Source organism: Pantoea sp. Lu_F5_004 (assembly GCF_051136245.1).
Lineage (GTDB): Bacteria > Pseudomonadota > Gammaproteobacteria > Enterobacterales > Enterobacteriaceae > Pantoea > Pantoea agglomerans.
The window spans coordinates 1-23,177 of the sequence record NZ_CP194946.1; the positions used below are offsets into that span (position 1 = coordinate 1).

Genomic DNA, 23,177 nt, shown 5'->3' on the forward strand with positions numbered 1-23,177 from the left:
GTGTCACTTACGCTTTGGCAACAGTGTCTTGCCCGTTTGCAGGATGAGCTTCCTGCCACCGAATTCAGCATGTGGATCCGTCCACTACAGGCTGAGTTAAACGACAATACGCTTGCCTTGTATGCTCCAAATCGCTTCGTACTCGACTGGGTTCGGGACAAATACCTTAATAGTATCAATGCACTGCTGAATGAATTCTGCGGTCCAAACGTGCCCGCCCTGCGTTTTGAAGTGGGAACGCGCCCGGTTCAGCAGCAGGCGGCAGCGGTCAGCCAGCCCGTAATGGCCAGCGTCAGCGCGCCCGTGATGCCCGTACAGAGCCATATTCGTCCGGCCCCGACGCAGATCATGCGTCCCAGCTGGGATAATGTCCCGGCTCCGGCCGACGTCACCTATCGCTCAAATGTGAACAACCGTCATAACTTCGATAACTTCGTCGAGGGTAAATCTAACCAGCTGGCGCGCGCGGCGGCACGTCAGGTGGCGGATAATCCAGGCGGCGCTTATAACCCGCTTTTTCTGTATGGCGGCACCGGTCTCGGTAAAACGCACCTGTTGCATGCGGTGGGCAACGGCATCATTGCCCGTAAACCCAATGCAAAAGTGGTTTATATGCACTCCGAGCGCTTCGTACAGGACATGGTTAAAGCACTGCAGAACAATGCGATTGAAGAGTTCAAACGCTACTACCGTTCGGTAGATGCGCTGCTGATCGATGACATTCAGTTCTTTGCTAATAAAGAGCGATCGCAGGAAGAGTTCTTCCACACCTTTAATGCCTTATTAGAGGGCAACCAGCAGATCATCCTCACCTCAGATCGCTATCCAAAAGAGATCAACGGGGTGGAAGATCGTCTTAAATCACGTTTCGGCTGGGGTTTAACGGTGGCGATCGAGCCGCCTGAGCTGGAAACGCGTGTGGCGATCCTGATGAAAAAAGCGGATGAGAACGACATCCGTCTGCCGGGTGAAGTCGCCTTCTTTATTGCCAAGCGGTTACGCTCTAACGTGCGTGAGCTGGAAGGCGCGCTGAATCGCGTGATCGCCAATGCCAACTTTACTGGCCGGGCGATTACCATCGACTTCGTGCGCGAAGCGCTGCGCGATCTGCTGGCGCTGCAGGAAAAGCTGGTCACCATCGATAATATTCAGAAGACCGTGGCTGAGTACTACAAAATTAAGGTGGCGGATCTGCTTTCCAAGCGCCGTTCGCGCTCGGTGGCACGTCCGCGCCAGATGGCGATGGCGATGGCGAAAGAGTTAACCAACCATAGCTTGCCAGAAATTGGCGATGCTTTTGGGGGTCGCGACCATACGACGGTGCTTCATGCCTGCCGCAAGATTGAGCAGCTGCGTGAAGAGAGCCACGATATCAAAGAAGATTTCTCTAATCTCATCAGAACATTATCTTCCTGACGCTATGAAATTTATTGTTGAACGTGAGCAGCTGCTGAAGCCGCTGCAACAAGTAAGTGGCCCCCTGGGTGGTCGTCCGACGCTGCCGATCCTCGGAAACCTGCTGCTGCAGGTAACTGAAGGTTCGCTGTTGCTGACCGGTACCGATCTGGAAATGGAGATGGTCGCACGCGTGGCGCTGACTCAGGCACATGAGCCTGGATCCACCACCGTTCCGGCGCGTAAATTCCTCGATATCTGTCGCGGGTTGCCGGATGGCGCAGAAATTACTCTGGCACTGGAAGGCGATCGCATGCTGGTGCGCTCTGGCCGCAGCCGTTTTTCGCTGTCGACCCTGCCCGCCAGTGACTTCCCGAATCTTGACGACTGGCAGAGTGAAGTTGAATTTACCCTGCCGCAGGCAACGCTGAAACGGCTGATTGAAGCGACCCAATTTTCGATGGCGCATCAGGATGTGCGTTACTACCTCAACGGCATGATGTTCGAAACCGAAGGGGAAGAGCTGCGCACCGTGGCCACTGACGGTCACCGTCTGGCTGTCTGCTCCATGCCGATTGGTCAGGCGCTGCCGAGTCATTCGGTGATTGTGCCGCGTAAAGGCGTGATTGAACTGCTGCGTCTGCTGGATGGCGGCGATACCCCGCTGCAGGTTCAGATTGGCGGCAGCAATATCCGTGCGCATGTCGGCGACTACATCTTTACCTCTAAGCTGGTTGATGGCCGTTTCCCCGATTATCGTCGCGTATTGCCGAAGAATCCGGACAAAGCACTGGAAGCGGGCTGCGATCTGCTCAAACAGGCCTTTGCCCGCGCCGCTATCCTCTCTAACGAGAAGTTCCGCGGTGTTCGCCTCTATATCACCGAAAATCAGCTGAAGATCACCGCCAATAACCCTGAACAGGAAGAAGCGGAAGAGATGCTGGATGTCAGCTACAACGGCACGGAACTGGAGATTGGCTTCAACGTCAGTTACGTGCTGGATGTGCTGAACGCGCTGAAGTGCGAAAACGTCCGTCTACTGCTGACCGATTCGGTGTCGAGCGTGCAGATTGAGGATGTGGCGAGCCCGGCAGCGGCCTATGTCGTCATGCCCATGCGTCTATAGTCTGTGCCGGGCTAACTTACTCGCCATTTTGCGCCCGGGCAGTGCTCGTCCCTGGTCACATACTTCAGTATGCTCCCAGGGCCTGTGCGCTGGCCGTGCGCAAACTTGCTTCGCCGTCGACGCCCTGGATTGTTAAAGGTAAGACCTGAATTTTTACAAGGCAAAACCATTTCATCCCGATCATTGCCCTTCACGCTGGACTGATTCATGGCTTTAACCCGCCTTCTTATCAAAGATTTTCGTAATATTGAGCAGGCTGACCTGCAGCTGGCACCCGGCTTTAATTTCCTGGTGGGTGCCAACGGCAGTGGTAAAACCAGCGTTTTAGAAGCGATTCATACTCTGGGGCATGGCCGTTCGTTTCGCAGCCTGCAGGCGGGGCGCGTGATTCGTCACGATGAGGCGGCGTTTGTGCTGCATGGACGTCTGGAAAACAAAGAGCGGGAAATTTCAGTCGGGCTGACCAAAAACCGGGCCGGTGACAGCAAAGTGCGCATTGATGGCAGCGATGGTCACAAGGTCGCGGAGCTGGCGCAGCTGTTGCCGATGCAGTTAATCACCCCTGAAGGCTTTAGTTTGCTGAATGGCGGCCCCAAATATCGCAGAGCCTATGTCGACTGGGGCTGCTTTCATAACACCCCCGGCTTTTTTAACGCCTGGAACAACATGCGCCGCCTGCTTAAACAGCGGAACGCGGCGCTGCGCCAGGTCTCACGATACAGCCAGATTCGTCCCTGGGATCAGGAGCTGGTCCCGCTGGCTGAACAGATCAGCCAGTGGCGGGCGGAATACAGTGCGGCGATTTCCGCGGAAATCACCGCCACCTGTGGCCAGTTTCTGCCGGAATTTGAGCTGCGCTTCTCATTCCAGCGTGGCTGGGACAAAGAGAGCGACTACGCCGAACTGCTGGAACGTAACTTCGAGCGCGATCGCGCGCTGACCTATACCGCCAGCGGCCCCCATAAAGCGGATTTTCGTATTCGGGCTGAAGGGACGCCGGTAGAAGATTTACTCTCACGCGGGCAGTTAAAACTGCTGATGTGTGCATTGCGTCTGGCACAGGGCGAGTTCCTGACAAGCCAGAGCGGACGCCGCTGTATTTACCTCATTGATGACTTTGCTTCTGAGCTGGATGAGAGCTGCCGACGCCTGTTGGCGGAACGGTTAAAAGCCACTCAGGCTCAGGTGTTTGTCAGCGCAATTTCTGCCGGACATGTAATCGACATGACCGACGAAAAGGGCAAGATGTTCCGCGTGGAACAGGGTAAAATAGCGGTTCAACCTGAAGATTAAAATGAGCGAGAAACGTTGATGTCGAATTCTTATGACTCCTCAAGTATTAAAGTCCTGAAAGGACTTGATGCAGTACGCAAACGCCCGGGCATGTATATCGGCGATACCGATGACGGTACCGGTCTGCATCACATGGTATTCGAGGTCGTGGATAACGCAATCGACGAAGCGCTCGCTGGTCACTGTAGTGACATTGTGGTCACCATCCATGCCGATAACTCCGTATCGGTGCAGGATGATGGACGCGGCATTCCTACCGGTATTCACGAAGAAGAGGGCATCTCTGCCGCTGAAGTGATCATGACCGTGCTGCATGCTGGTGGTAAGTTCGATGATAACTCCTATAAAGTCTCCGGCGGCCTGCACGGCGTGGGCGTCTCCGTGGTTAACGCCCTCTCGCAGAAGCTGGAGCTGACCATTCGTCGCGAAGGCAAAGTGCATCAGCAGATTTACGTCCATGGCGTACCGCAGGCACCGCTGGCGGTGACGGGTGAGACCGACATTACCGGGACCCGTGTGCGTTTCTGGCCGAGCCACGAAACCTTTACCAACGTGCGCGATTTTGAGTATGACATCCTGGCGAAACGCCTGCGTGAACTCTCATTCCTGAACTCCGGCGTGTCGATTCGTCTGGATGATAAGCGTGATGGCAAAAGCGATCACTTCCACTATGAAGGCGGTATCCGGGCGTTTGTTGAGTACCTCAACAAAAACAAAACCCCGATTCACCCTACCGTATTCTATTTCTCTACCGAGAAAGATGGCATTGGTGTGGAAGTGGCGCTGCAGTGGAACGACGGCTTCCAGGAAAATATCTACTGCTTTACCAACAACATCCCACAGCGCGATGGCGGTACACACCTCGCCGGTTTCCGTTCAGCGATGACCCGTACCCTCAATGCCTATATGGAAAAAGAGGGTTACAGTAAGAAGGCTAAAGTCAGCGCCACCGGTGATGATGCCCGTGAAGGTCTGATCGCTGTGGTTTCGGTGAAAGTGCCGGATCCTAAATTCTCCTCGCAGACCAAAGATAAACTGGTCTCCTCCGAGGTGAAAACAGCGGTTGAGCAGCAGATGAATGAACTGCTGGCTGAATACCTGCTGGAAAACCCATCAGACGCCAAAATTGTAGTCGGCAAAATCATCGACGCCGCCCGTGCCCGTGAAGCGGCACGCCGTGCCCGTGAAATGACCCGCCGTAAAGGCGCGCTGGACCTGGCGGGTCTGCCAGGCAAACTGGCGGATTGCCAGGAGCGCGACCCGGCGCTGTCTGAAATCTACCTGGTGGAGGGTGACTCCGCAGGCGGCTCGGCCAAACAGGGCCGTAACCGTAAAAACCAGGCGATTCTGCCGCTGAAAGGTAAGATTCTTAACGTTGAAAAAGCGCGTTTCGATAAGATGCTCGCCTCCCAGGAAGTGGCCACGCTGATCACCGCGCTGGGCTGCGGTATTGGTCGCGACGAGTACAACCCGGACAAGCTGCGCTATCACAGCATCATCATCATGACCGATGCCGACGTCGATGGTTCGCACATCCGTACCCTGCTGCTGACCTTCTTCTATCGTCAGATGCCTGAAATCATTGAGCGCGGCCATGTTTATATCGCCCAGCCGCCACTCTACAAAGTGAAGAAAGGCAAGCAGGAGCAGTACATCAAGGATGATGAAGCGATGGATCAATACCAGATCGCTATCGCCCTTGATGGTGCGACGCTGCACACCAATGCCAGCGCGCCGGCGCTGGGCGGTGAGCCGCTGGAGACGCTGGTCACTGACTTCAACAGCACCCAGAAGATGATCAAGCGTATGGAGCGCCGTTATCCGATGGCCATGCTGCGTGCGATGATTTATCACGACACGCTGAGCGACCTGAGCAATGAAGCGGAGGTTACAACCTGGCTGAATGGTCTGGTGAGCTATCTGACTGAACGCGAAGCGCATGGCAGCACCTATCTGGCACAGGTGCGTGAAAACCGCGAATCAAACCTGTTCGAGCCGGTACTGCGCGTCCGTACCCACGGTGTAGATACTGACTATCCGCTGGATGCTGATTTCATTCAGGGTCCTGAGTACCGCAAAATCTGCGCCCTGGGCGGCAAACTGCGTGGTCTGCTGGAAGAAGATGCTTACATCGAGCGTGGCGAGCGTCGTCAGCCAGTGGCAAGCTTCGAACAGGCGATTGAGTGGCTGATTAAAGAGTCGCGTCGCGGCCTCTCGGTCCAGCGTTACAAAGGTCTGGGCGAGATGAACCCGGAGCAGCTGTGGGAAACCACCATGGATCCAGACAGCCGTCGTATGCTGCGCGTCACCATTAAAGATGCGATTGGCGCTGATCAGCTGTTCACGACCCTGATGGGCGATGCGGTCGAACCGCGCCGCGCCTTCATCGAAGAAAATGCGCTGAAAGCCGCCAATATCGATATTTAACCGGCATCAGAGATGAAAGGCCATCACCCAGGTGATGGCCTTTTTTTGTGCCGTACGAGCGGAAACCCGCCAGGCCGCGTCCTGCTGCCCACAGGCTGCGATCCCGATCACGTTTTAACCCGGTCAGCTCCCTTACTCTTGCCCCTCTTTGCGCATTTACCGCGCACCATTCAACACAGGGAGTTACACCATGATTGTTTGCGATCGTCACGACTGGGACAGAGAACGTCACGCCTTTCATCCGGTGGTCGATCAGGCGATAAGCTGGATTGCCAGCACAGATTTCAGCCAGCTGGAAACCGGCAAATATGAGATCCTGCCCGACAACAAAATGTTCTGTCTGGTGCAGGAGATGATGACCGAACCGGCCAGCGCACGCAAAGCGGAGTCCCACTTCAACTACATCGATATTCAGTATCTGCTGGCAGGCACCGAAAATATTGGCGTGGCCCGCGCCCATCCCGACCAGCAAATCACCGAAGATTTTGCCCAGCAGCGAGACGTCGTTTTTTATCAGAAGATATTGAATGAGTCAGTGATTACGCTGATGCCCGGCATGTTCGCGCTCTTTTTCCCGCACGATATTCATCGTCCCTGCTGCGCCCCTGGCGAACCCGCAACAATCCGAAAAGCCGTGATTAAAATCCACCGCGATCTCTTTACCGCCTGAAGCTGGCTATCAGCTGGCCGTTCTCGCCTGCCATGAAACTGGTCAATGTGCGCTGAATCGCGCTAGCATTGAATAAAACCCAGACGCTACGAGGACTCTATGGCTATTAAATTGATCGCTATCGACATGGATGGCACCCTGCTCAACCCGCAACATGAGATCACACCGGCGGTGAAATCCGCCCTGGATCGCGCCCGTCAGCAAGGGGTGTCGATTGTTCTGACCACCGGCCGGCCATTTGTGGGTATCCAGCGCTATCTCATGGAACTGGATATGCAGACGCCCGGCCAGTACGCGATCAGCAACAACGGTGCGCTGGTTCATCAGGCCGAAGATGGTGAGTGCGTGGCGGAAGTGACGCTGACCTTTGACGACTACCTCTACATCGAGAACCTGGCACGTGAGCTTGGCGTACATTTCCAGGCATTCGACAAAACCCATCTCTATACCCCTAACAAAGACATCAGCGAATACACCATCCATGAAGCGAGCCTGACCGGCATTCCGGTGCGCTACCGCGCGGTGGAGGAGATGGATCGTGCCATGCGCTTCCCGAAACTGATGATGATCGACCGGCCCGCCCTGCTCGACGCGGCGATTGCCCGCCTGCCCGGGCATGCTCAGCAGACCTACACCATCCTGAAGAGCGCGCCTTATTACCTCGAAATCCTCGATCGTCGGGTGAATAAAGGCCAGGGCGTTAAAATGCTGGCTGAGAAGCTCGGCCTGAAGCAGGAAGAAGTGATGGCGATTGGCGATCAGGAGAATGACCTGGCGATGATTGAATACGCAGGAACGGGTGTCGCAATGGGGAATGCCATTGACTCTGTTAAGAAAATTGCTCAGTTCATCACCAAAACCAATATGGAAGATGGCGTCGCGCATGCCATCGAAGAGTTAGTGCTGTAACGGCCCGTTCTCTGCCGGGCCACTACGGCCCGGCTCCCTTAACCCGGCAAAAAAGCTGCACCGCAAAACAGAATCGCGTAATTTGTCGGGCAACTCTTTCTCCGCGGGTTTCATCATGTCAGAAAAACAGATCACCTTTGCTGCCCGTCAGCATCAGCTCACCAATATTAATGTCTGGACTGCCGACAGTCAGTGGCTGGCGTTTGACGTTCGTCCATCGGGCGCGTCGTTTACCAGCCAGACCATTGAGCGGGTCAATGTGATGACCGGTGAGGTGGAGGTGCTCTATCAGGCCCGGCATGGTGCCCATGTCGGCGTCGTCACGGTCAGTCCCGATCTGCCACCGCGCTACGTCTGCATTCATGGCCCGGAACATCCCGATGCCAGCTGGCGGTATGACTTCCACCACAGGCGCGGGGTGATCGTTCAGAGCGGTGCGGCGGTGAATCTGGATGCCTGCGATATCACGCCACCGTTTACTCCTGGCGCGCTGCGTGGCGGCTCGCATGTACATGTCTTCAGTCCCGACGGTTCTCGCCTGAGCTTTACCTACAATGACCACGTGATGCACGAACTGGATAGCCGGCTCGATCTGCGCAACGTCGGCATCGCGGTGCCCCTTTGCGCTGTAACGCCTGAAAAGCAGCATCCGCGCGAATATGACGGCACCTTTTTTTGCCTGCTGGTGAGCCAGACGCATGCGGAACCGCTGCCAGGCAGTGACCAGATTAATCGTGCCTGTGAGGAGTGCTGGGTCGGTGAGCGTGGCTACCAGAAGCCGGACGGCAGCTGGCAGCGCTGGGCGATCGCCTTTATTGGCGACACGCTGACGGCGCAGGGTGAAAAACGGCCTGAAGTTTTTATTGTTGATCTGCCTGATGCGCTGGAGGATTACGCCCGCGCCGGAGAGATGCCGCTGGAGGGCAGCAGCCAGCAGCTACCTGCGCCACCGGCTGGCGTGCAGCAGCGTCGCCTGACGCACAGCCGTGGTGTGGCTCTGCAACCTCGCCACTGGCTGCGCACCGCACCGGATGGCAGCCAGATAGCATTTCTGATGGCGGATGCCGCAGAGGTGATCCAGCTCTGGACGGTCTCCCCCAACGGCGGCGAACCGCGTCAGATCACCCGACTCAGCCACAGCATTCAGTCCGCCTTTAGCTGGCATCCTGACGGCCAGGCGATCGCTTTTATCTGCGATAACAGCGTGATGCGATGTGACGTTGAGAGCGGCGCGTGTCAGCGTCTGACCCGCAGAACGGAAGAGGCGCCATCAGGTGACGCGGTGGTCTGGTCACCTGATGGTACACAGATTGCTTATATGCGTGAGGTGAATGGCTGGCGGCAACTCTTTACGGTTGCGGCAGTGACCGCATAGGAGGCATAGGCTGCGCCTGCGCCAGGCTTTCCTGCGTATGCGCCAGCCTTTCGCTCTGCAGGATGCGTTCACGTGGAGAGTCGAGAGATTTATCTTTGTCGCTGCGGTAGTAGTCCCACGGCAGCAGCAGCGTATCCAGCACGGCAGAGAAAGGAAGATCGATTAACGCCAGCGGCTTCAGCGCCCAGCTGGTATCACCATCGGACAGCATATCAGCACTGGCACGGGTGCCTGGATAGTAGCCCTGACTCGCACCTGTGTGAGACATCACGCTGGAACAGCCGGTTGTTGCCATTGCGCAGCACACCACTCCAGCCAGAGGTAAGGTCTTCATCAATTTCATCATCATCATCCCTTCAGTCATGGCATAAGCCTGGCTGAGTTTGCTTGCCAGACAACGTCAACACTCTGGGGCGAAGTCCGTCTGGGTCTGGCAAAAGTAGTCCTGAGTGTATGCCATTTCCACAATTTGGCGAAAAAAATTGCATTTCGCCCTCTTGAAAATGGTCTTGTGGCACCCATTTTTAGTTTACGGACGCACTCACCGTTGCCGCAAGGGACAGTGGGGTGCCGTATCCAGCCTGTCCAGTAGTGGAAGGTTGCCAAAACTTGCTGAAATTCAGGAGTCTTAATATGCGTAATTTTGATCTCACCCCACTTTATCGCTCTGCTATCGGTTTTGATCGCCTGTTTAACCTGCTCGAATCTAATCAGAATCAGAGCAATGGCGGCTATCCTCCCTATAACGTTGAACTGGTCGATGAAAATCACTATCGCATTACTATTGCGGTGGCCGGTTTTGCTCAGAGCGAACTGGATATCACGGCGCACGATAACGTGCTGATCGTGCGGGGTGCCCATCCTGAAGAGCAGACCGAGCGTAAATACCTGTATCAGGGTATCGCCGAGCGTAACTTCGAGCGTAAATTCCAGCTCGCCGACCACATTGTGGTGCGCGATGCCCGTCTCGAGAATGGTCTGCTGAGCATCGATCTTGAAAGACTGGTGCCGGAAGAGGCGAAACCACGCCGTATTGAGATTCTGAAGTAACCATGACAAACGCCGCGTTAGCGGCGTTTTTTTTGCCCTTATATCTGAAGGCGGACTTGTCCTTACGACTGCGTTCGCATCGCTAAGCGCTGACCCAGCACGCCACCAAACACATTGACCAGCAGCCCCAGTATAATCACCACCGCACCCAGCATCTGCTGCCCGGAGAGATGCTCATCCAGCACCAGCGCGGCGGTAATAATCCCCACCACCGGCACCAGCAGCGACAGCGGCGCGACGCGCCAGGTTTCGTAGCGACTCAGCAGATTCCCCCAGATAGCGTAACCCACAATGGTGGCGACAAACGCCAGATAGAACAGCGCCAGCACGGTCTGCAGGCCGATATGCAGCAGGCTGTTAACGATGGCGGCCTGACCATCAAACAGCAGCGAACAGGCAAAGAAAGGAACGATCGGCACCAGCGCACTCCAGACCACCAGTGACATGATCGGTACGCTACGGTTTCGCATAATAATCTTATTGGTGATATTACCCAGCCCCCATGAGAGCGCCGCCGACAGCGTCAGCATCATGGTGGTCAGCGTAATACCGGCGCTGGTCTGCCCTTCCATGCCTGCCGTCGCCAGCAAAAACATCCCCAGCGTAGCGATGATAATCCCGACGATATGATTCCAGCGCAGCTTCTCCGCCAGCAACAGCGCGCCCAGCAACAGGGTAAAGAATGCCTGCGCCTGCAGCACCAGTGAGGCCAGACCGGCAGGCATGCCGAGCTTGATCGCCAGGAACAGAAAGGCGAACTGACCAAAACTGATGGTCATGCCATAAACCACCAGCCAGCGCAGCGGAATCGGCGGGCGGCGCACAAAGAAAATGGCGGGAAAGGCGACCAGGGTAAAACGCAGCCCGGCGAGCAAAAAAGGCGGCATACCCTGTAGCCCCAGCTTGATCACCACAAAATTGACGCCCCACGCCACCACCACGCACAGCGCTAACAGCATATCTTTTACCGACATCAGAAACTCCTTGTCCTGCCGTCAGGCGGTGACCGCAATCGGGGTCGCGATATCGGCACAGCAGCCTTCACCCACGATGCGAAAATAATCATCTACAGCCAGCGCGATCGACTTATCCAGCTCGCCCGCGTTAAACCATAACGTTCCGACCTGTTGCAGCCGGGTATCCACCCGCAGCGCCAGCCGGTCATCAAAACTAAACGGCGGCACCGCGCCCATCACACAGCCCGTCAGCGCCTGCGCCAGCTCCGGAGCGGCGAAAGAGGATTTTTTGCCGCCGATGGCGCGCGCCGCACTTTTGAAATTGATCCGGCAGTCGCCCGGCACTATCGCCAGCAGCTGACGCGATGGCGCACCATCCGGCATGCTGACTTCCAGCACCATCGCTTTGGCCGCCTGGCCCAGCAGGTTACCGCGTATCTGGCTGATCTGTTCGGTCTGCCCTATCGCTTCATGTTGCACCACGTGGTAGCTGGCCTGCTGCTGATCCAGCAGCGCAGTGATTTTTTCAAACGTCGTCATTCCCTTCTCCTGTTCTGGCACAGCCCGGCTTAGCTCCAGGCGATAGCGTGTTTCATTTTTTTATCGGTCAGCCCGAAAAAGAAGCCCATGGTGATACGGGTATCGCCTTCGACCCGATCGATCTCATGATAAAACGCAGGATTAAACAGATAGATATCGCCACTGCGTGGTGAAAATTCGCAGATCTCGCTGTTTTCGATCACCCCACTGCGATAACCCAGCTCCCCGACGGTTTTGAACTGCTCATCCTCCGGCGACCACTTTTTGTTGTGGATACGCAGTGCCCCACCCGCGTTGCACTCCTGCAGGCAGACCACGCAGCTGAGCTGATGCAGGATTTGCGTCACCACCAGCGAAGTCTCTGCGGCGTCGCGCACGATATTGTCGTTATGCAGCGGGTTCGCGACGCCATTGGCATGAAAGCGCACGATAGAACCGGCGTAGTCTCCACAACCCGGTTCGTGGGCGATGCGTAAGCTTTCCAGCCGCAGCGCATGCTGAACCCAGCGGTAAATCTGTTCGCGCAGCGTATTCAGCGATGGCGGCAACGCTGGCTGGATATCGCGCAGCTCAGTAAAGTAGTTATCGGGAGCCGCAGTATGACGCGCCAGATAGGGGCCGAGCGTGGTCAGCGCGCCATTGGGATAGTGGGAGACACGGATCTTTTCCCGGCAGCTCTGCAGGTCAGTCACCACCGCTTCCCGCACCTCTGGCGTCAGGAAATTACGCAGCACCAGCAGCGGCACCCGTGCGGTGACGATGTCATCCAGCCAGGTCGATTCCACAAACATGTTGGGATTAATCACGCGGAACTGATTGAAAATTGCCATGTTTATCACTCCCTAAACGGTATTTCATAGAGTTCATGATTGTTCATTCGCCGCCAGTTGCCAGCGCTGCCTGGTATTGCCACGGGTTCAGAGGCGATCAGCGTGCAACCATCCTGTTGCTGAAAATGCATCGTAAAATAGTCGGGCCAGGGCGTGTCGTGCGGATACCACTGCCATGCCCAGGCTTTGTCACGGGTGACGAAAATGGCATTGCCTGCGCTACCGCCCGGCTCTACCTGCGCCATCTTTGCGCGCAGATAGTCGCGGGTGAAATCGGCGGGCGTGGTCTGATCCACCAGATAATGCAGATACTCTTCTGAATCGAAGCGCGATTCCGCCAGACCGAGCTGGCGGTAAATCGTCGGCAGAAAGCCGTTATGCATCATGTACCACTGATGTCCGGCGCTGTTGCGCCACAGCGGATGAGAAAACGCCAGTCCCTGATTTTTACTCAGCGTGGCGTGCCGCACATGCACCGCCAGAAACCGGCTGCGCAGCCGATCCACATCGATACCCGGCAGCGCTTCTGCGAACGCGCCGGTGCCGTGCAGGGTACGAATCTCGCCCTCTTCGAGCCACAGACAGCCCCAGCCGTTAGGGTGTGATTTGATCGGGCCATCGTGTTCGGCGCTTTCACCGCAGCTCATGGCGCGCGCCGCCTCCAGAATCTCTGCGCTGTCGAACCGGCCATGCGCCAGAATCATCCTGCACATACTTTATCTCTCCCGGCCGCCACCGGCTGCGCGGCAATCACCTGCTGAAAAGTGGTCATAATCGGCTCACGCGCTGTGGCCGTCAGGCTGAACGTGGCCAGAATGCCCGCGTGACGCGTCAGGTCGGCATAGAGCGAGGAGCGTGACGAAACCTGTAACGCAGGCAATCTGAGTGGCGGTAACAGTGCGCCCTGCTGATGCTGATCGATCCAGCGTTCGGCAGCCTGCAGCTGCGCTGGTTGCCGCAACCGCAGCTGGCCGACCGCACCGGGTGTGGTGAAGGCAAAGACGGGTAACGCGCCGCCCACTTCTAACCGGAAGGTGACTTCCGCCCAGTTGATGCCCGTCGCCTCCTGCACCAGCGTCGCCACGCCCATGCCGGAGAGCCGGAACCCCATCTCCAGGAAATGCGGCACGCCGTTGACCACAATAAAATCGATATGAAATGCACCCTGACGGTAGCCAAAGGTTTCGCAACAGAATGTCATCAGGCTGCTGAACGAGGCCGGCAGGGCCGCTGCCGCCATCGCCACATGCCCCGACTCATAAAAGCTGACGCAGCCCTCAGCATCCCGGTGCTGCTCAATCACCTTCTGGCAGCAGGTCAGCGCCTGGGGGTGTCCCTGATGCACCACGCCCTGCAACGAAAACTCATCGCCGATCAGGGCGCTTTCCACAATAAAGCCGCTGAAGCCGCGGCCGCCGTAGTTCATGGTCTGTACCAGCTGTTTCACCACGCTATGCAGCTGATCGGCATGCTCAATCAGCCAGATGCCCAGGCCGCCGCCGCCATCCACCGGCTTCACAACGCAGGGATAGATCAGCGCCTCTCCGGCATCCAGAATGCTGAGCGGCGAGGCGAAAAAGCGGAACTCCGGCTGCGGGAAGCGCGGCCAGGCTTTCTTCAGCGCCATGCGCTGCGCATATTTATCCAGCGGAATAAAGGCAGCGGGCGCATCCGGCCCGGCCAGCATCTCGCGCAGTCGTCCGGCGCTGGCGTTGTAAGCTTCAAAGCCCGCCAGCACCACCAGCGGATGCGCCAGTAAACCGGCGTGCAGATAGGCCTGCATCACCTCCCAGGGATTCTCAGGGCGATCGAGGCGAATGATCAGATCAAACGGCAGGGCCAGGCTTAACGACTGGTAATCGACGAAATCACCCATTTCAGCCAGCACGGTAAAATAGCCGTCGCGCTTCGCCACTGCGCAGTAAGGATTTTGCCCGTCGCGGGTGGCGCCAATTTGCAGAAAAATCTTTTTCATCGCCTCGCCTTACCGGGTTAACGCCCGGAAATGATTTCTGTCACGATGTCATTGAGCACACCGTTATTGACCTGAATCACCGCTTTGTGGGGATCAAAACGCAGCACGCGCGACAGCGGATCGGCGCTTTTGCCCTCCAGCAGCGAACTGACCGGCTTGCTCTGCCAGCAGTGCCGCATCTGCGTCAGCGTCATGCCGGAGAGCCGGGTTAACTGCTGTGCCAGCGCGCTATCCTCGCTGCGTTGCTCAAGCAGGTCGCGGATGGCCGCCTCATCCAGCGTAATCTGCTGCTGCATCAGCCAGTGTCCGAGCTGCTCTCCCTGCGCCAGGAACGGGGAGTAGATCATGCAGATCAGCTGATCTTCGCTGAGGTCAAACGCCTGTATGGCAAAGTCTGCCGCGCGCTGCCGCTGCTGCTGGATCGCGGCGTCATCCTGATAGCGCGCCGCCATCTCATCGATTAGCGCGGGTGGAAAATCTTTCTTCACCATCAGTCCCAGCGCAAAGCGCACATATTCGCGGATCCCTTCGGCATAGTGGCGCTGCAGCAGCGTTTCTGCCCGCAATCCGCGCAGGTGCGCCATTAGTGTCGGATTACCGCAGTCGGACTCGGAGAAGCTGAACATCAGCGCATCAAAACGGAAGCGCATAAATTCGCTGAGCAGTGCCCAGTGCGCGCCCGCTTCATAGGCGGTGTCCTGATAGATGTTGAAGAACAGTGGATTACGCGCCAGCTGGTGGGTGATGCGGTGCGCAGGCGTCAGCTGATCGGCGCCATAAACATCGCTGAAGTAGCGCTCTGCCACGCCATCCAGCGTCTGCAGAAACCCGCTGAAGCCCCGGTTTTTATCCGCCACCGGCGCATCAAACAGCCGTGAGAGGTGCCGCGCCCAGGCGACATAGGCGGCCTGCTCCTGTGGCGAGTCGCCGGTGATAATCAGATCCACGCCACCGTTGTAGTCTGCCGCCAGGCCAAAGGAGTTCACCATGCTGAGATTACAGGCATTGCAGAAGGTCGAGCGCGCGTCGGCGCGAAACCGGTGGCCATTCATCAGCACGTCATTACGGTTCTGCTGCCGCACGCTCTCCGGCATCGGCAGGTCGCGGTCAAACGGCCGGATAAGCAGGCCATCCACTACCAGACACTCCACCCGTTCATCGTCATGCATCGCCAGCGACTGATAAACGCGGTGAATATTCTCCATGACGCTCTGATTCATCGCCGCATGGCGGTTGGTGCTGATCCGCAGATGAAAGGTGCTGCCCTGCTGCTGCCAGATCAGCCCCTGAATGTAACGCACGTAAGCCACCATGTAGCTGCTGTCTTTTCCCCCGCCATAGGCGAGCAGCACACGGTTATTCTCCAGCTGCTGCTGATCCGGCAACGCTGCCAGCAGGCGAAGAGAGCAGCGCTGAGCGGACTCAATGATGGCGGGTGACAGATACGCTTCCATCTCCTTCATCATGGCGGGCAGATTATTCATTTCTCACGTTTTCCTCAGGTGAACAGAATCACTTTATGGTCTGAAGCCCGGCGGCTGACGGGGTCTGCGGGCCGTTTAGCGTTATGAATAATTAAGAGATGCAGCCTAAAGTACTTTGAATGTACTCTGTTGAATATGCACAGATCAGCGCGATATGGGGTGGAACAGATGGCCGATATTATCGGGGAACAGGAGAGTCAAAGCAGTCGTTACCGCCAGATCGCAGAACAGATCAAGCAGGCCATTCATGCCGGTTCACTGGCCCCTGACAGCCGTCTGCCGTCGGTGCGCACGCTGGCGACGCAGTACAATGTCAGCCTCACCACCGCCCTGAAGACACTGCGCACGCTGGAAGATGAGCGCTACGCCGTTGCCCGCCCCAAATCGGGCTTTTTTGTTGCGCCGCAGCGGCCCTCTTCCCGTCAACTGCCCGCCGTCAGCGAACAGCCGCGCGCCATCGCGCCGCTTGATGAGCAGACAGAACTCCATCTGGCGATGCTCGGCTCAGACTGCCGGGTGCGTCTCGATCTGGCCAACGGCGACAGCGCACTCTATCCGGTCAAGCGCATCGGCCTGCTGATGCGTCAGATGGGCTACAGCAAACCGGCCCTGCTCGGGAATACGGTGAAGGGCACCGGCTATGCGCCGCTGAAAACAGAGATTGCCCGTCGGGCAGTGGGTTACGGCTGCAATATCAGCGCTGACGATATTCTGATCACCAACGGCTGCATTGAGGCGATCTCGCTGTCGCTGCGCGCCACGACCCAGCCGGGCGATGTGGTCGCCGTGGAATCACCCTGCTATTTCGTGCTGCTGCAGATGCTGCATAACCTCAATTTACGGGTGATTGAAGTGGAAGCCGGGCCGGAAGGGTATGTCGATGTCGCGAAGCTCACCGGGCTGTTTCAGCGCAAGGCGGTGCGGGTCTTTCTCACCCTGTGCAACGTCAACAATCCGCTGGGCAAGAGCATTCCCAACGAGCATAAGGCCTATATTGCGCGGCAGGCGGATGAAAACGATGTGGTGATCATCGAGGATGATATTTTTGGCGATACCGCTTTTGGTGAACGCCGCCCTTTCCCGATGCGCGCCTTCAGCCCCAACGCCATTCTCTGCAGCGGCTTCTCTAAAACCGTGGCGCCAGGCATTCGTATCGGCTGGGTTCACAGCGTCAACTACATGCGCAAAATCGCCTCACTGAAATATACCTCAACCATGGGCACCTCGGTGTTGTCGCAGGCGGCGGTGGCGGAACTGCTGCGCAGCGGCGGCTATGATGCTCATCTGCGTAAGCTGCGGCGTGAGCTGGCACGACAAATCCGTGAAATGCGTCAGTCGGTGTTACGAGAATTTCCGGCGGGAACCCGGGTGTCCGATCCGGAAGGAGGCTATGTGCTGTGGGTTGAGATGCCTCGCCAGGCGCTGAACGTGCGCGAGCTGTTTCTGAAAGCGCGTAATGCGGGCATCGGCATCGCGCCGGGCCATATTTTTGCCACCGATCAGCGCTACGATCACTGCTTCCGGCTGAATGCCGGTTTTGGCTGGAATGCGGAAGTGGAACAGGCGATTCAGCAGCTGGCACAGTGGTGCCAGCTGTCGTTAACCGATTCGCAGGATTAGCTGTCGCGCCAGGCGTTCTCAACCTCTTCCGCCAGAATCTGCACCGCCCGCTCGATGTTCTCTGCGTCCGGCACGTAATTCATCCGCATACATTGATGGGTGTGCGGCCACGCCTGTTCCAGTCCCGGGAAGAAGAAGTGTCCCGGCACCATCAGCACGCCGCGCGCTTTCAGCCGCTGATAAAGCAATTCGGTGGTGATCGGCAGATCGCGGAACCAGAGCCAGAGGAAAATCGCCCCTTCCGGCTTGTGGATCAGGCAACGGTCTTCCGGCAGATAGCGCCGCAGTATCGCAATGGTCTGCTGCACCTTCTGCTGATAGAACGGCTTAATCACCTCTTCGGAGAGCCGCAACAGATCGCCGCGACGGATCATCTCATTGGCAATGGCCGGACCGATACTTCCGGGCGCCAGACTGATGATGCCGTTCATATTGCTCAGCGCGGTGATGGTCTTCTCGTCAGCGATAATGATGCCGCAACGCGCACCCGGCAGGCCGAGCTTCGACAGACTCATGCAGAGAATGATGTTGGGATTCCACAGCGGGCGCACCTCGCTGAAGATGATACCGGGGAACGGCACGCCATAGGCATTGTCGATCAGCAGCGGCACATCATGCTGCTGTGCCAGCGCATCGAGCTGCATCAGCTCATCATCGGTGATCACGTTGCCGGTGGGGTTGGTCGGACGCGATACGCAGATCAGCCCGACCTCCTCGTTCATCGGCAGATGCTCGAAATCGACATGATATTTAAACTGACCTTCCGGCAGCAGCTCAATGTTCGGCTTCGCCGATACAAACAGCCCCTCTTCCAGGCCGGCATCCGCATAGCCAAGATACTCAGGCGCCAGCGGGAACAGCACCCGCTTTTTGCTGCCATCGGCCCGGCGACCCGCATACAGGTTAAACAGATAGAAGAAGGCACTCTGGCTGCCGTTAGTCAGCGCAATGTTCTGTGCGGTGATGGGCCAGCCAAGCTGATCGCTCAGCAGCCCGGCCAGCGACGCCAGCAGCGTCGCTTTACCGCGCGGGCCATCGTAATTGCACAGCGCCTCGCTGAGTTTGCCTTCCTCATGCATCTGCTGCAGCAGTTGCTGAAAGTAGTCGTTCATGGCCGGGATCTGCGCCGGATTACCGCCGCCCAGCATGATGGTGCCGGGCGTTCGCAGGCCCGCGCCCATATCTTCCATCAGACGTGAGATGCCGGAATGTTGGGTAAATTTGTCGCCGAACTGAGAAAAAGACATAGCGGTTAAATATTTGTGATAGCGAATCGGGGGTCCACCATAACGCCCGCCATGGGCGGGCGCAATGGAAAGGCGAGGGGATTACTTCAGCGCCTGCGGGTTCACGCAGTTTTTCTCGACGCTTCCGCCGAGTGCAGCGAGGAGATTTTCTACCGCATCCTGCATCATGCCGTAGCGGGTTTCATGGGTGGCAGAACCGATATGCGGCAGCGTCACCACATTGGGTAGCGACAGCAGCGGAGAGTCGGCAGAGACCGGCTCCTGCTCAAACACATCCAGCCCGGCGGCATGCAGTTTGCCCGCCTGCAACGCGGCGATCAGCGCATTCTCATCCACCACCGGCCCGCGACCGGCGTTGATCAGCACCGCATCCGGCTTCATCAGTTCAAGCTCGGCGGCACCGATCAGATGGTGCGTCTCTTCAGTCAGCGGCAAACTGATGCAGACGAAATCACTCTGCTTCAGCAGCGCCTCCAGCTCACAGCGCTGTGCGCTAAAGCGCGACTGTGCCTCTTCATGCTCGCGGCGGGCGTTGTAGAGGATTTTCATGCCGAAGCCAAAGTGGGCGCGCTGCGCCAGCGCCATCCCGATACGTCCCATGCCGAGAATACCCAGCGTTTTATGGTGCACATCGATGCCGAACTGCGCCGGACCGATGCTCTTCTGCCAGTTGCCCGCTTTGACCCAGGCATCCAGTTCCGGCACCCGACGGGCGGTGCTCAGTACCAGCGCCATCATGGTGTCCGCCACGGTTTCGGTCAGCACGGTCGGCGTGTGCATCAGCACCACGTGACGCTGATTCAGCGCATCCACATCAAAATTGTCATAACCTACAGAGACGCTGGAGCAGACGCGCAGATTGGGCATCTTCGCCAGCAGTTCGCCATTCACTTTACCGCCCGATCCCAGCAGACCTTCTGCCTGCCGGAACGCCGCAGCATGTTCCTGCTGGCTTTCCGGCGAGAGATCGCTGATTTCCGTCACGTCACACTGTTCAGCCAGGCGAGCATAAAGATCGTCGGGTAGTTTTTTATAGAGAATTACAGCGGGTTTCATTCGGTGGCTCCCGGTCAATAAGTAGCGGGCGGCTTGCAGGCCGCCCGGAGAAATAGAGGCTAACGTTTACGCTTTCAGGCGGGTTTTGCACCCTGCAGCGGCGGCGCTTTGTTCTGCGCCGGTTTCACAATCAGCGTCAGCCACACCGAAACCAGCAGGGCCGATCCCATAAAGATGTAGGACGCGGACGGGCTGCCGGTGGCTCCATTAAGATAGCCGACAATCCATGAACCGATAAACGACCCCAGCGCACCCATACTGTTGATCAGCGCCATTGCGCCACCGGCGACATTGCGTGGCAGCATTTCAGGAATAATGGCGAAGAACGGCCCGTAAGGCGCATACATCGCGGCTCCGGCAATCACTAACAGGGTGTAGGACATCCAGAAATTGTTCGATCCCACCAGATAAGAGCCGAGGAACGCCAGCGCGCCCACCAGCAGCAGCGGCCAGACGAACAGCTTACGGTTCTGGGTTTTATCCGACGCCCAGGAGACCACCACCATCGCAATGGTCGCCGCCAGATAAGGCACCGCGGAGAGCCAGCCCGCCTCTACCATGCCCATCTGCGTGCCGTTACGCAGAATCGACGGCAGCCACAGCACAAAGCCATAGACGCCGATGCTCCAGGCAAAATATTGCAGGCAGAGAATGATCACGTTGCGGTTACGGAACGCTTCGCTGTAGTTGCGCACCGCTTTAATATTTTCCTGCTCTTTCTGCAGTTCAGCCTGCAATGCCGCTTTCTCGGCATCGCTCATCCAGCGCGCCTGCGCCGGCTTATCCTGCACCAGGAACCACCAGGCGATCGCCCAGACCACCGCCGGAATCCCTTCGAAGATAAACATCTCACGCCAGCCAAACGATTCGATCAGATAGCCTGACACGACCGACATCCACAACACCGTGACCGGATTACCCAGAATCAGAAAGGTGTTGGCGCGTGAACGTTCCGATTTGGTAAACCAGTTGCTGATGTAGATCAGCATCGCGGGCATCACCGCGGCTTCCACCACGCCCAGAATAAAGCGAATGGCCGCCAGCATCGGAATGTTGCTGACCACGCCGGTCAGTGAGGCACAGCCGCCCCACAGGATCAGGCACCAGAAGATCAGTTTCTTGACGCTGCGCCGTTCGGCGTAAATTGCACCCGGGATCTGGAAAAAGAAGTAACCCAGGAAGAACAGCGCACCCAGCAGCGAGGACATGCCTTTGGTGATGCCGAGATCGTCATTAATCCCGGCAGCAGAAGCGAAGCTAAAATTTGCACGATCGAGATACGCCAGGCTGTAGGTGATAAACACGATGGGCATGATGAACCACCAGCGTTTTGGCGCGATTGTCTGCTTTTTCATCGGGAACTCCTGTGACTGTAGAGGGGCGCGAACTACACGTCGCCCAGTTGCTGACGCGTCGGCAGACCTTCGCTGTCACCAATGACCTGAATCGCCATCGAACCAATTTTGTTGCCGCGACGAATCGCCTGCGGCAGCGACTGACCTTCCAGCAGGGCGCTGATGACGCCAACGGCAAAGCCGTCTCCGGCGCCCACGGTATCCACCACGTTGTCGACTTTGATCGCCTCAACCTGGCCCTGCTCGCCCTGCGCCGTTTTATACCAGGCACCGTCACAACCGGTTTTAATCACGACCGCTTTCACGCCCTTATCGAGATAGAAATCCGCGATCGCTTCTGGCTGACGATAGCCGGTCAGAATCAGCCCCTCTTTTTCGCCCGGCAGTACCCAGTCGGCATACTCCGCCAGCAGATTGAGCTGCTTACGCATCTCCTCTTCGCTGCGCCACAGCACCGGCCGCAGGTTAGGGTCAAACGAGATAGTTTTACCACGCGCGCGCATCTCTTTGGCCGTGTGCTTCAGCAGCTCCAGCGAACTCTCTGACAGCGCCGCCGCCACACCGCTCAGGTGCAGATGACGCGCCGAACCAAAATAGTCCGCGTCAAAATCGTCGACCGACAGATGGCTGGCCGCCGAGCCTTTACGAAAATATTCCACCAGCGGATCAGAGCCGTCATCGACTTTGGACTTGAGCTGAAAACCGGTGGGATAGCGCTTATCGACCGTCACCCGGGCGTGGTCGATACCCTCTTTTTCCAGCTGCTGGCAGATAAACCGGCCAAACGCGTCATCGCCAATACGACTGACCCAGCCCACTTTCAGGCCAAGACGAGCCAGGCCGGTCGCCACATTGAGTTCAGCGCCCGCCGCGCGTTTAACAAAGGTCTCTGCTGCGGCCAGGTCGCCGGTTTCACGGGCGATGAACATCGCCATCGCTTCACCGATAGTGACAACATCAAGCGGACCGTTGTGATGCATAGTGTGATGCGTGGTCATCTTCACTCCTTACACGTTACGCAGCAGCGACACGTAGTGGCGTGTCACCGCAGTCAGATCGTCGCCTTCCAGCGGAAATTCAATACCGCGCGGTGCCTGTGCGGGCAACTGTTGCAGCAGTGTGCGCCAGTGGTCATCAGCCTCATCCAGCGCAATCGCGCGGTAGCTATCCTGGTGCGCCACGGCAGCTTTGACATGCACATAGCCCACCTGCGCAGCCAGCTGCTGCGCCGCCTGATCGGCATCCTCACCGGTCCAGCACCAGTTACCCATATCAAAGGTCATGCTGATCGACAGATCCGCTTCCCTCACCGCCGTGAAAAACGCAACTGACGGAGCCAGTCGGCCATGTTCAGTCTGGTCGTTTTCCACCGTCAGCTGAAACGGCAGATCCGCCAGCAGCGCCTGCAACGCTTCGCGAGGCAGCGCACCGGTGAACGCTCCCAGCGCCACTTTCAGCCGCTGAGCGTTTAACTGGCGTGCTTCTTCAACGTAGTGGGTTATACGAGGATTGATTTCGCCGCCGTCACAAAACAGCGTATCGGGCACCGAATAGCTGCTGTGCAGCTGATGCTGCGCCACCGCCCGGGCCAGCGCCGGCAGATCGGCCAGCGCCGCGTCATCAAGCAGTTCGCGGCGGATTTCGACCCCGTCTGCGCCCGCCTGCTGGATAATCGGCAGCAGCGCACGCTGACCGCCGAGAGCGGTGATCTGTGCGTGGCCATATGCGGCGGTCACCACGATGATGTCAGGTTTCATGTTCTGCTCCATGGCAGGGTTCTGCCCATAACGAATACAAAAACCCTAAATGGAACCGGTTCCAAAGCAAAGCAGCAAACTGTGAAATTATGATCGTGCTCACGAAGCGAGC

21 protein-coding genes are annotated in these 23,177 nt (G+C 57.4%); 9 read left to right on the forward strand and 12 right to left on the reverse strand.

Going from position 1 to position 23,177, the window contains the following annotated elements:
- The 7 genes from dnaA (at position 1) to ACR8BN_RS00035 (ending at position 9,195) form a co-directional block, all read left to right on the forward strand.
- Positions 1 to 1,416, forward strand: a complete 1,416-nt coding sequence (gene dnaA, locus ACR8BN_RS00005; RefSeq protein WP_031591042.1) for a chromosomal replication initiator protein DnaA — start codon at positions 1 to 3, stop codon at positions 1,414 to 1,416.
- A 4-nt stretch (positions 1,417 to 1,420) separates the two neighbouring features.
- Positions 1,421 to 2,521, forward strand: coding sequence for a DNA polymerase III subunit beta (gene dnaN, locus ACR8BN_RS00010; RefSeq protein ID WP_010258930.1), 1,101 nt, complete (start codon positions 1,421 to 1,423; stop codon positions 2,519 to 2,521).
- 207 nt (positions 2,522 to 2,728) lie between these two features.
- The gene (gene recF / locus ACR8BN_RS00015) at positions 2,729 to 3,814 is read left to right on the forward strand and encodes a DNA replication/repair protein RecF (protein ID WP_434747227.1); all 1,086 of its coding nucleotides are present in this window, start codon (positions 2,729 to 2,731) and stop codon (positions 3,812 to 3,814) included.
- Positions 3,815 to 3,832: 18 nt separating this feature from the next.
- Positions 3,833 to 6,241, forward strand: coding sequence for a DNA topoisomerase (ATP-hydrolyzing) subunit B (gene gyrB, locus ACR8BN_RS00020; RefSeq protein WP_031591038.1), 2,409 nt, complete (start codon positions 3,833 to 3,835; stop codon positions 6,239 to 6,241).
- 190 nt (positions 6,242 to 6,431) lie between these two features.
- Entirely contained in the window at positions 6,432 to 6,911 is a 480-nt protein-coding gene (locus ACR8BN_RS00025) for a YhcH/YjgK/YiaL family protein (RefSeq protein ID WP_031591036.1), read from the forward strand.
- A gap of 99 nt (positions 6,912 to 7,010) precedes the next feature.
- Positions 7,011 to 7,820 carry a sugar-phosphatase gene (gene yidA, locus ACR8BN_RS00030; protein ID WP_010258924.1) on the forward strand — a complete coding sequence of 270 codons (810 nt, stop codon included), beginning with the start codon at positions 7,011 to 7,013 and terminating at the stop codon, positions 7,818 to 7,820.
- A 115-nt stretch (positions 7,821 to 7,935) separates the two neighbouring features.
- Positions 7,936 to 9,195: a DUF3748 domain-containing protein gene (locus tag ACR8BN_RS00035; RefSeq protein ID WP_083070463.1), complete on the forward strand. Its 1,260-nt coding sequence runs from the start codon at positions 7,936 to 7,938 to the stop codon at positions 9,193 to 9,195.
- Here ACR8BN_RS00035 and ACR8BN_RS00040 read toward each other — a convergent pair.
- Positions 9,170 to 9,538: a YceK/YidQ family lipoprotein gene (locus tag ACR8BN_RS00040; protein ID WP_223564587.1), complete on the reverse strand. Its 369-nt coding sequence runs from the start codon at positions 9,536 to 9,538 to the stop codon at positions 9,170 to 9,172. The two genes, ACR8BN_RS00035 and ACR8BN_RS00040, sit on opposite strands and share 26 nt — an antisense overlap.
- A 290-nt stretch (positions 9,539 to 9,828) precedes the next feature.
- Here ACR8BN_RS00040 and ibpA point away from each other — a divergent pair, with 290 nt between their 5' ends.
- Positions 9,829 to 10,245, forward strand: coding sequence for a small heat shock chaperone IbpA (gene ibpA, locus ACR8BN_RS00045; protein WP_010258920.1), 417 nt, complete (start codon positions 9,829 to 9,831; stop codon positions 10,243 to 10,245).
- Between the two features lie 62 nt (positions 10,246 to 10,307).
- On the opposite strand, the gene ACR8BN_RS00050 is transcribed toward ibpA, so the two are convergent.
- The 6 genes from ACR8BN_RS00050 to ACR8BN_RS00075 are packed head-to-tail and all read right to left on the reverse strand — an operon-like array spanning position 10,308 to position 16,030.
- On the reverse strand, positions 10,308 to 11,219 hold the full coding sequence (locus ACR8BN_RS00050; protein WP_031591030.1) for an EamA family transporter: 912 nt from the start codon (positions 11,217 to 11,219) through the stop codon (positions 10,308 to 10,310).
- Between the two features lie 21 nt (positions 11,220 to 11,240).
- A complete protein-coding gene (locus tag ACR8BN_RS00055; protein ID WP_163658226.1) occupies positions 11,241 to 11,741 on the reverse strand; it encodes a YbaK/EbsC family protein in 501 nt (166 codons plus the stop codon).
- Between the two features lie 29 nt (positions 11,742 to 11,770).
- Positions 11,771 to 12,571, reverse strand: coding sequence for a 2OG-Fe(II)-dependent halogenase WelO5 family protein (locus ACR8BN_RS00060; protein WP_235764683.1), 801 nt, complete (start codon positions 12,569 to 12,571; stop codon positions 11,771 to 11,773).
- A gap of 5 nt (positions 12,572 to 12,576) precedes the next feature.
- The gene (locus tag ACR8BN_RS00065) at positions 12,577 to 13,284 is read right to left on the reverse strand and encodes a class II glutamine amidotransferase (protein WP_031591025.1); all 708 of its coding nucleotides are present in this window, start codon (positions 13,282 to 13,284) and stop codon (positions 12,577 to 12,579) included.
- Entirely contained in the window at positions 13,272 to 14,546 is a 1,275-nt protein-coding gene (locus tag ACR8BN_RS00070; RefSeq protein ID WP_434747228.1) for an ATP-grasp domain-containing protein, read from the reverse strand. Before ACR8BN_RS00070 ends, ACR8BN_RS00065 begins: the two co-directional genes overlap by 13 nt.
- Before the next feature lie 17 nt (positions 14,547 to 14,563).
- Positions 14,564 to 16,030, reverse strand: a complete 1,467-nt coding sequence (locus tag ACR8BN_RS00075) for a hypothetical protein (protein ID WP_143790279.1) — start codon at positions 16,028 to 16,030, stop codon at positions 14,564 to 14,566.
- Positions 16,031 to 16,198: 168 nt separating this feature from the next.
- Here ACR8BN_RS00075 and ACR8BN_RS00080 point away from each other — a divergent pair, with 168 nt between their 5' ends.
- On the forward strand, positions 16,199 to 17,650 hold the full coding sequence (locus tag ACR8BN_RS00080; protein WP_010671605.1) for a PLP-dependent aminotransferase family protein: 1,452 nt from the start codon (positions 16,199 to 16,201) through the stop codon (positions 17,648 to 17,650).
- Here ACR8BN_RS00080 and ACR8BN_RS00085 read toward each other — a convergent pair.
- From ACR8BN_RS00085 to ACR8BN_RS00105, 5 genes are all read right to left on the reverse strand, one after another.
- Positions 17,647 to 18,897, reverse strand: a complete 1,251-nt coding sequence (locus ACR8BN_RS00085; protein ID WP_010258911.1) for a valine--pyruvate transaminase — start codon at positions 18,895 to 18,897, stop codon at positions 17,647 to 17,649. The genes ACR8BN_RS00080 and ACR8BN_RS00085 overlap by 4 nt on opposite strands.
- An 81-nt stretch (positions 18,898 to 18,978) precedes the next feature.
- Complete coding sequence (ghrB, locus tag ACR8BN_RS00090; RefSeq protein ID WP_425000865.1) at positions 18,979 to 19,953, reverse strand: glyoxylate/hydroxypyruvate reductase GhrB; 975 nt, start codon at positions 19,951 to 19,953, stop codon at positions 18,979 to 18,981.
- A 74-nt stretch (positions 19,954 to 20,027) separates the two neighbouring features.
- Positions 20,028 to 21,308, reverse strand: coding sequence for an MFS transporter (locus ACR8BN_RS00095; protein WP_010258909.1), 1,281 nt, complete (start codon positions 21,306 to 21,308; stop codon positions 20,028 to 20,030).
- 32 nt (positions 21,309 to 21,340) lie between these two features.
- A complete protein-coding gene (locus ACR8BN_RS00100) occupies positions 21,341 to 22,306 on the reverse strand; it encodes a sugar kinase (RefSeq protein ID WP_010671602.1) in 966 nt (321 codons plus the stop codon).
- Between the two features lie 9 nt (positions 22,307 to 22,315).
- The gene (locus ACR8BN_RS00105) at positions 22,316 to 23,065 is read right to left on the reverse strand and encodes a sugar phosphate isomerase/epimerase (RefSeq protein ID WP_425018399.1); all 750 of its coding nucleotides are present in this window, start codon (positions 23,063 to 23,065) and stop codon (positions 22,316 to 22,318) included.
- Between the last annotated feature and the right edge of the window lie 112 nt (positions 23,066 to 23,177).

Excerpts from the sequence above, each read along its gene's own strand:
- dnaN (WP_010258930.1), top strand. The coding sequence starts at position 1,421 with ATGAAATTTATTGTTGAACGTGAGCAGCTGCTGAAGCCGCTGCAACAA.
- recF (WP_434747227.1), top strand. The coding sequence starts at position 2,729 with ATGGCTTTAACCCGCCTTCTTATCAAAGATTTTCGTAATATTGAGCAG.
- gyrB (WP_031591038.1), top strand. The coding sequence starts at position 3,833 with ATGTCGAATTCTTATGACTCCTCAAGTATTAAAGTCCTGAAAGGACTT.
- ACR8BN_RS00025 (WP_031591036.1), top strand. The coding sequence starts at position 6,432 with ATGATTGTTTGCGATCGTCACGACTGGGACAGAGAACGTCACGCCTTT.
- yidA (WP_010258924.1), top strand. The coding sequence starts at position 7,011 with ATGGCTATTAAATTGATCGCTATCGACATGGATGGCACCCTGCTCAAC.
- ACR8BN_RS00035 (WP_083070463.1), top strand. The coding sequence starts at position 7,936 with ATGTCAGAAAAACAGATCACCTTTGCTGCCCGTCAGCATCAGCTCACC.
- ACR8BN_RS00040 (WP_223564587.1), bottom strand. The coding sequence starts at position 9,538 with ATGAAATTGATGAAGACCTTACCTCTGGCTGGAGTGGTGTGCTGCGCA.
- ibpA (WP_010258920.1), top strand. The coding sequence starts at position 9,829 with ATGCGTAATTTTGATCTCACCCCACTTTATCGCTCTGCTATCGGTTTT.
- ACR8BN_RS00050 (WP_031591030.1), bottom strand. The coding sequence starts at position 11,219 with ATGTCGGTAAAAGATATGCTGTTAGCGCTGTGCGTGGTGGTGGCGTGG.
- ACR8BN_RS00055 (WP_163658226.1), bottom strand. The coding sequence starts at position 11,741 with ATGACGACGTTTGAAAAAATCACTGCGCTGCTGGATCAGCAGCAGGCC.
- ACR8BN_RS00060 (WP_235764683.1), bottom strand. The coding sequence starts at position 12,571 with ATGGCAATTTTCAATCAGTTCCGCGTGATTAATCCCAACATGTTTGTG.
- ACR8BN_RS00065 (WP_031591025.1), bottom strand. The coding sequence starts at position 13,284 with ATGTGCAGGATGATTCTGGCGCATGGCCGGTTCGACAGCGCAGAGATT.
- ACR8BN_RS00070 (WP_434747228.1), bottom strand. The coding sequence starts at position 14,546 with ATGAAAAAGATTTTTCTGCAAATTGGCGCCACCCGCGACGGGCAAAAT.
- ACR8BN_RS00075 (WP_143790279.1), bottom strand. The coding sequence starts at position 16,030 with ATGAATAATCTGCCCGCCATGATGAAGGAGATGGAAGCGTATCTGTCA.
- ACR8BN_RS00080 (WP_010671605.1), top strand. The coding sequence starts at position 16,199 with ATGGCCGATATTATCGGGGAACAGGAGAGTCAAAGCAGTCGTTACCGC.
- ACR8BN_RS00085 (WP_010258911.1), bottom strand. The coding sequence starts at position 18,897 with ATGTCTTTTTCTCAGTTCGGCGACAAATTTACCCAACATTCCGGCATC.
- ghrB (WP_425000865.1), bottom strand. The coding sequence starts at position 19,953 with ATGAAACCCGCTGTAATTCTCTATAAAAAACTACCCGACGATCTTTAT.
- ACR8BN_RS00095 (WP_010258909.1), bottom strand. The coding sequence starts at position 21,308 with ATGAAAAAGCAGACAATCGCGCCAAAACGCTGGTGGTTCATCATGCCC.
- ACR8BN_RS00100 (WP_010671602.1), bottom strand. The coding sequence starts at position 22,306 with ATGACCACGCATCACACTATGCATCACAACGGTCCGCTTGATGTTGTC.
- ACR8BN_RS00105 (WP_425018399.1), bottom strand. The coding sequence starts at position 23,065 with ATGAAACCTGACATCATCGTGGTGACCGCCGCATATGGCCACGCACAG.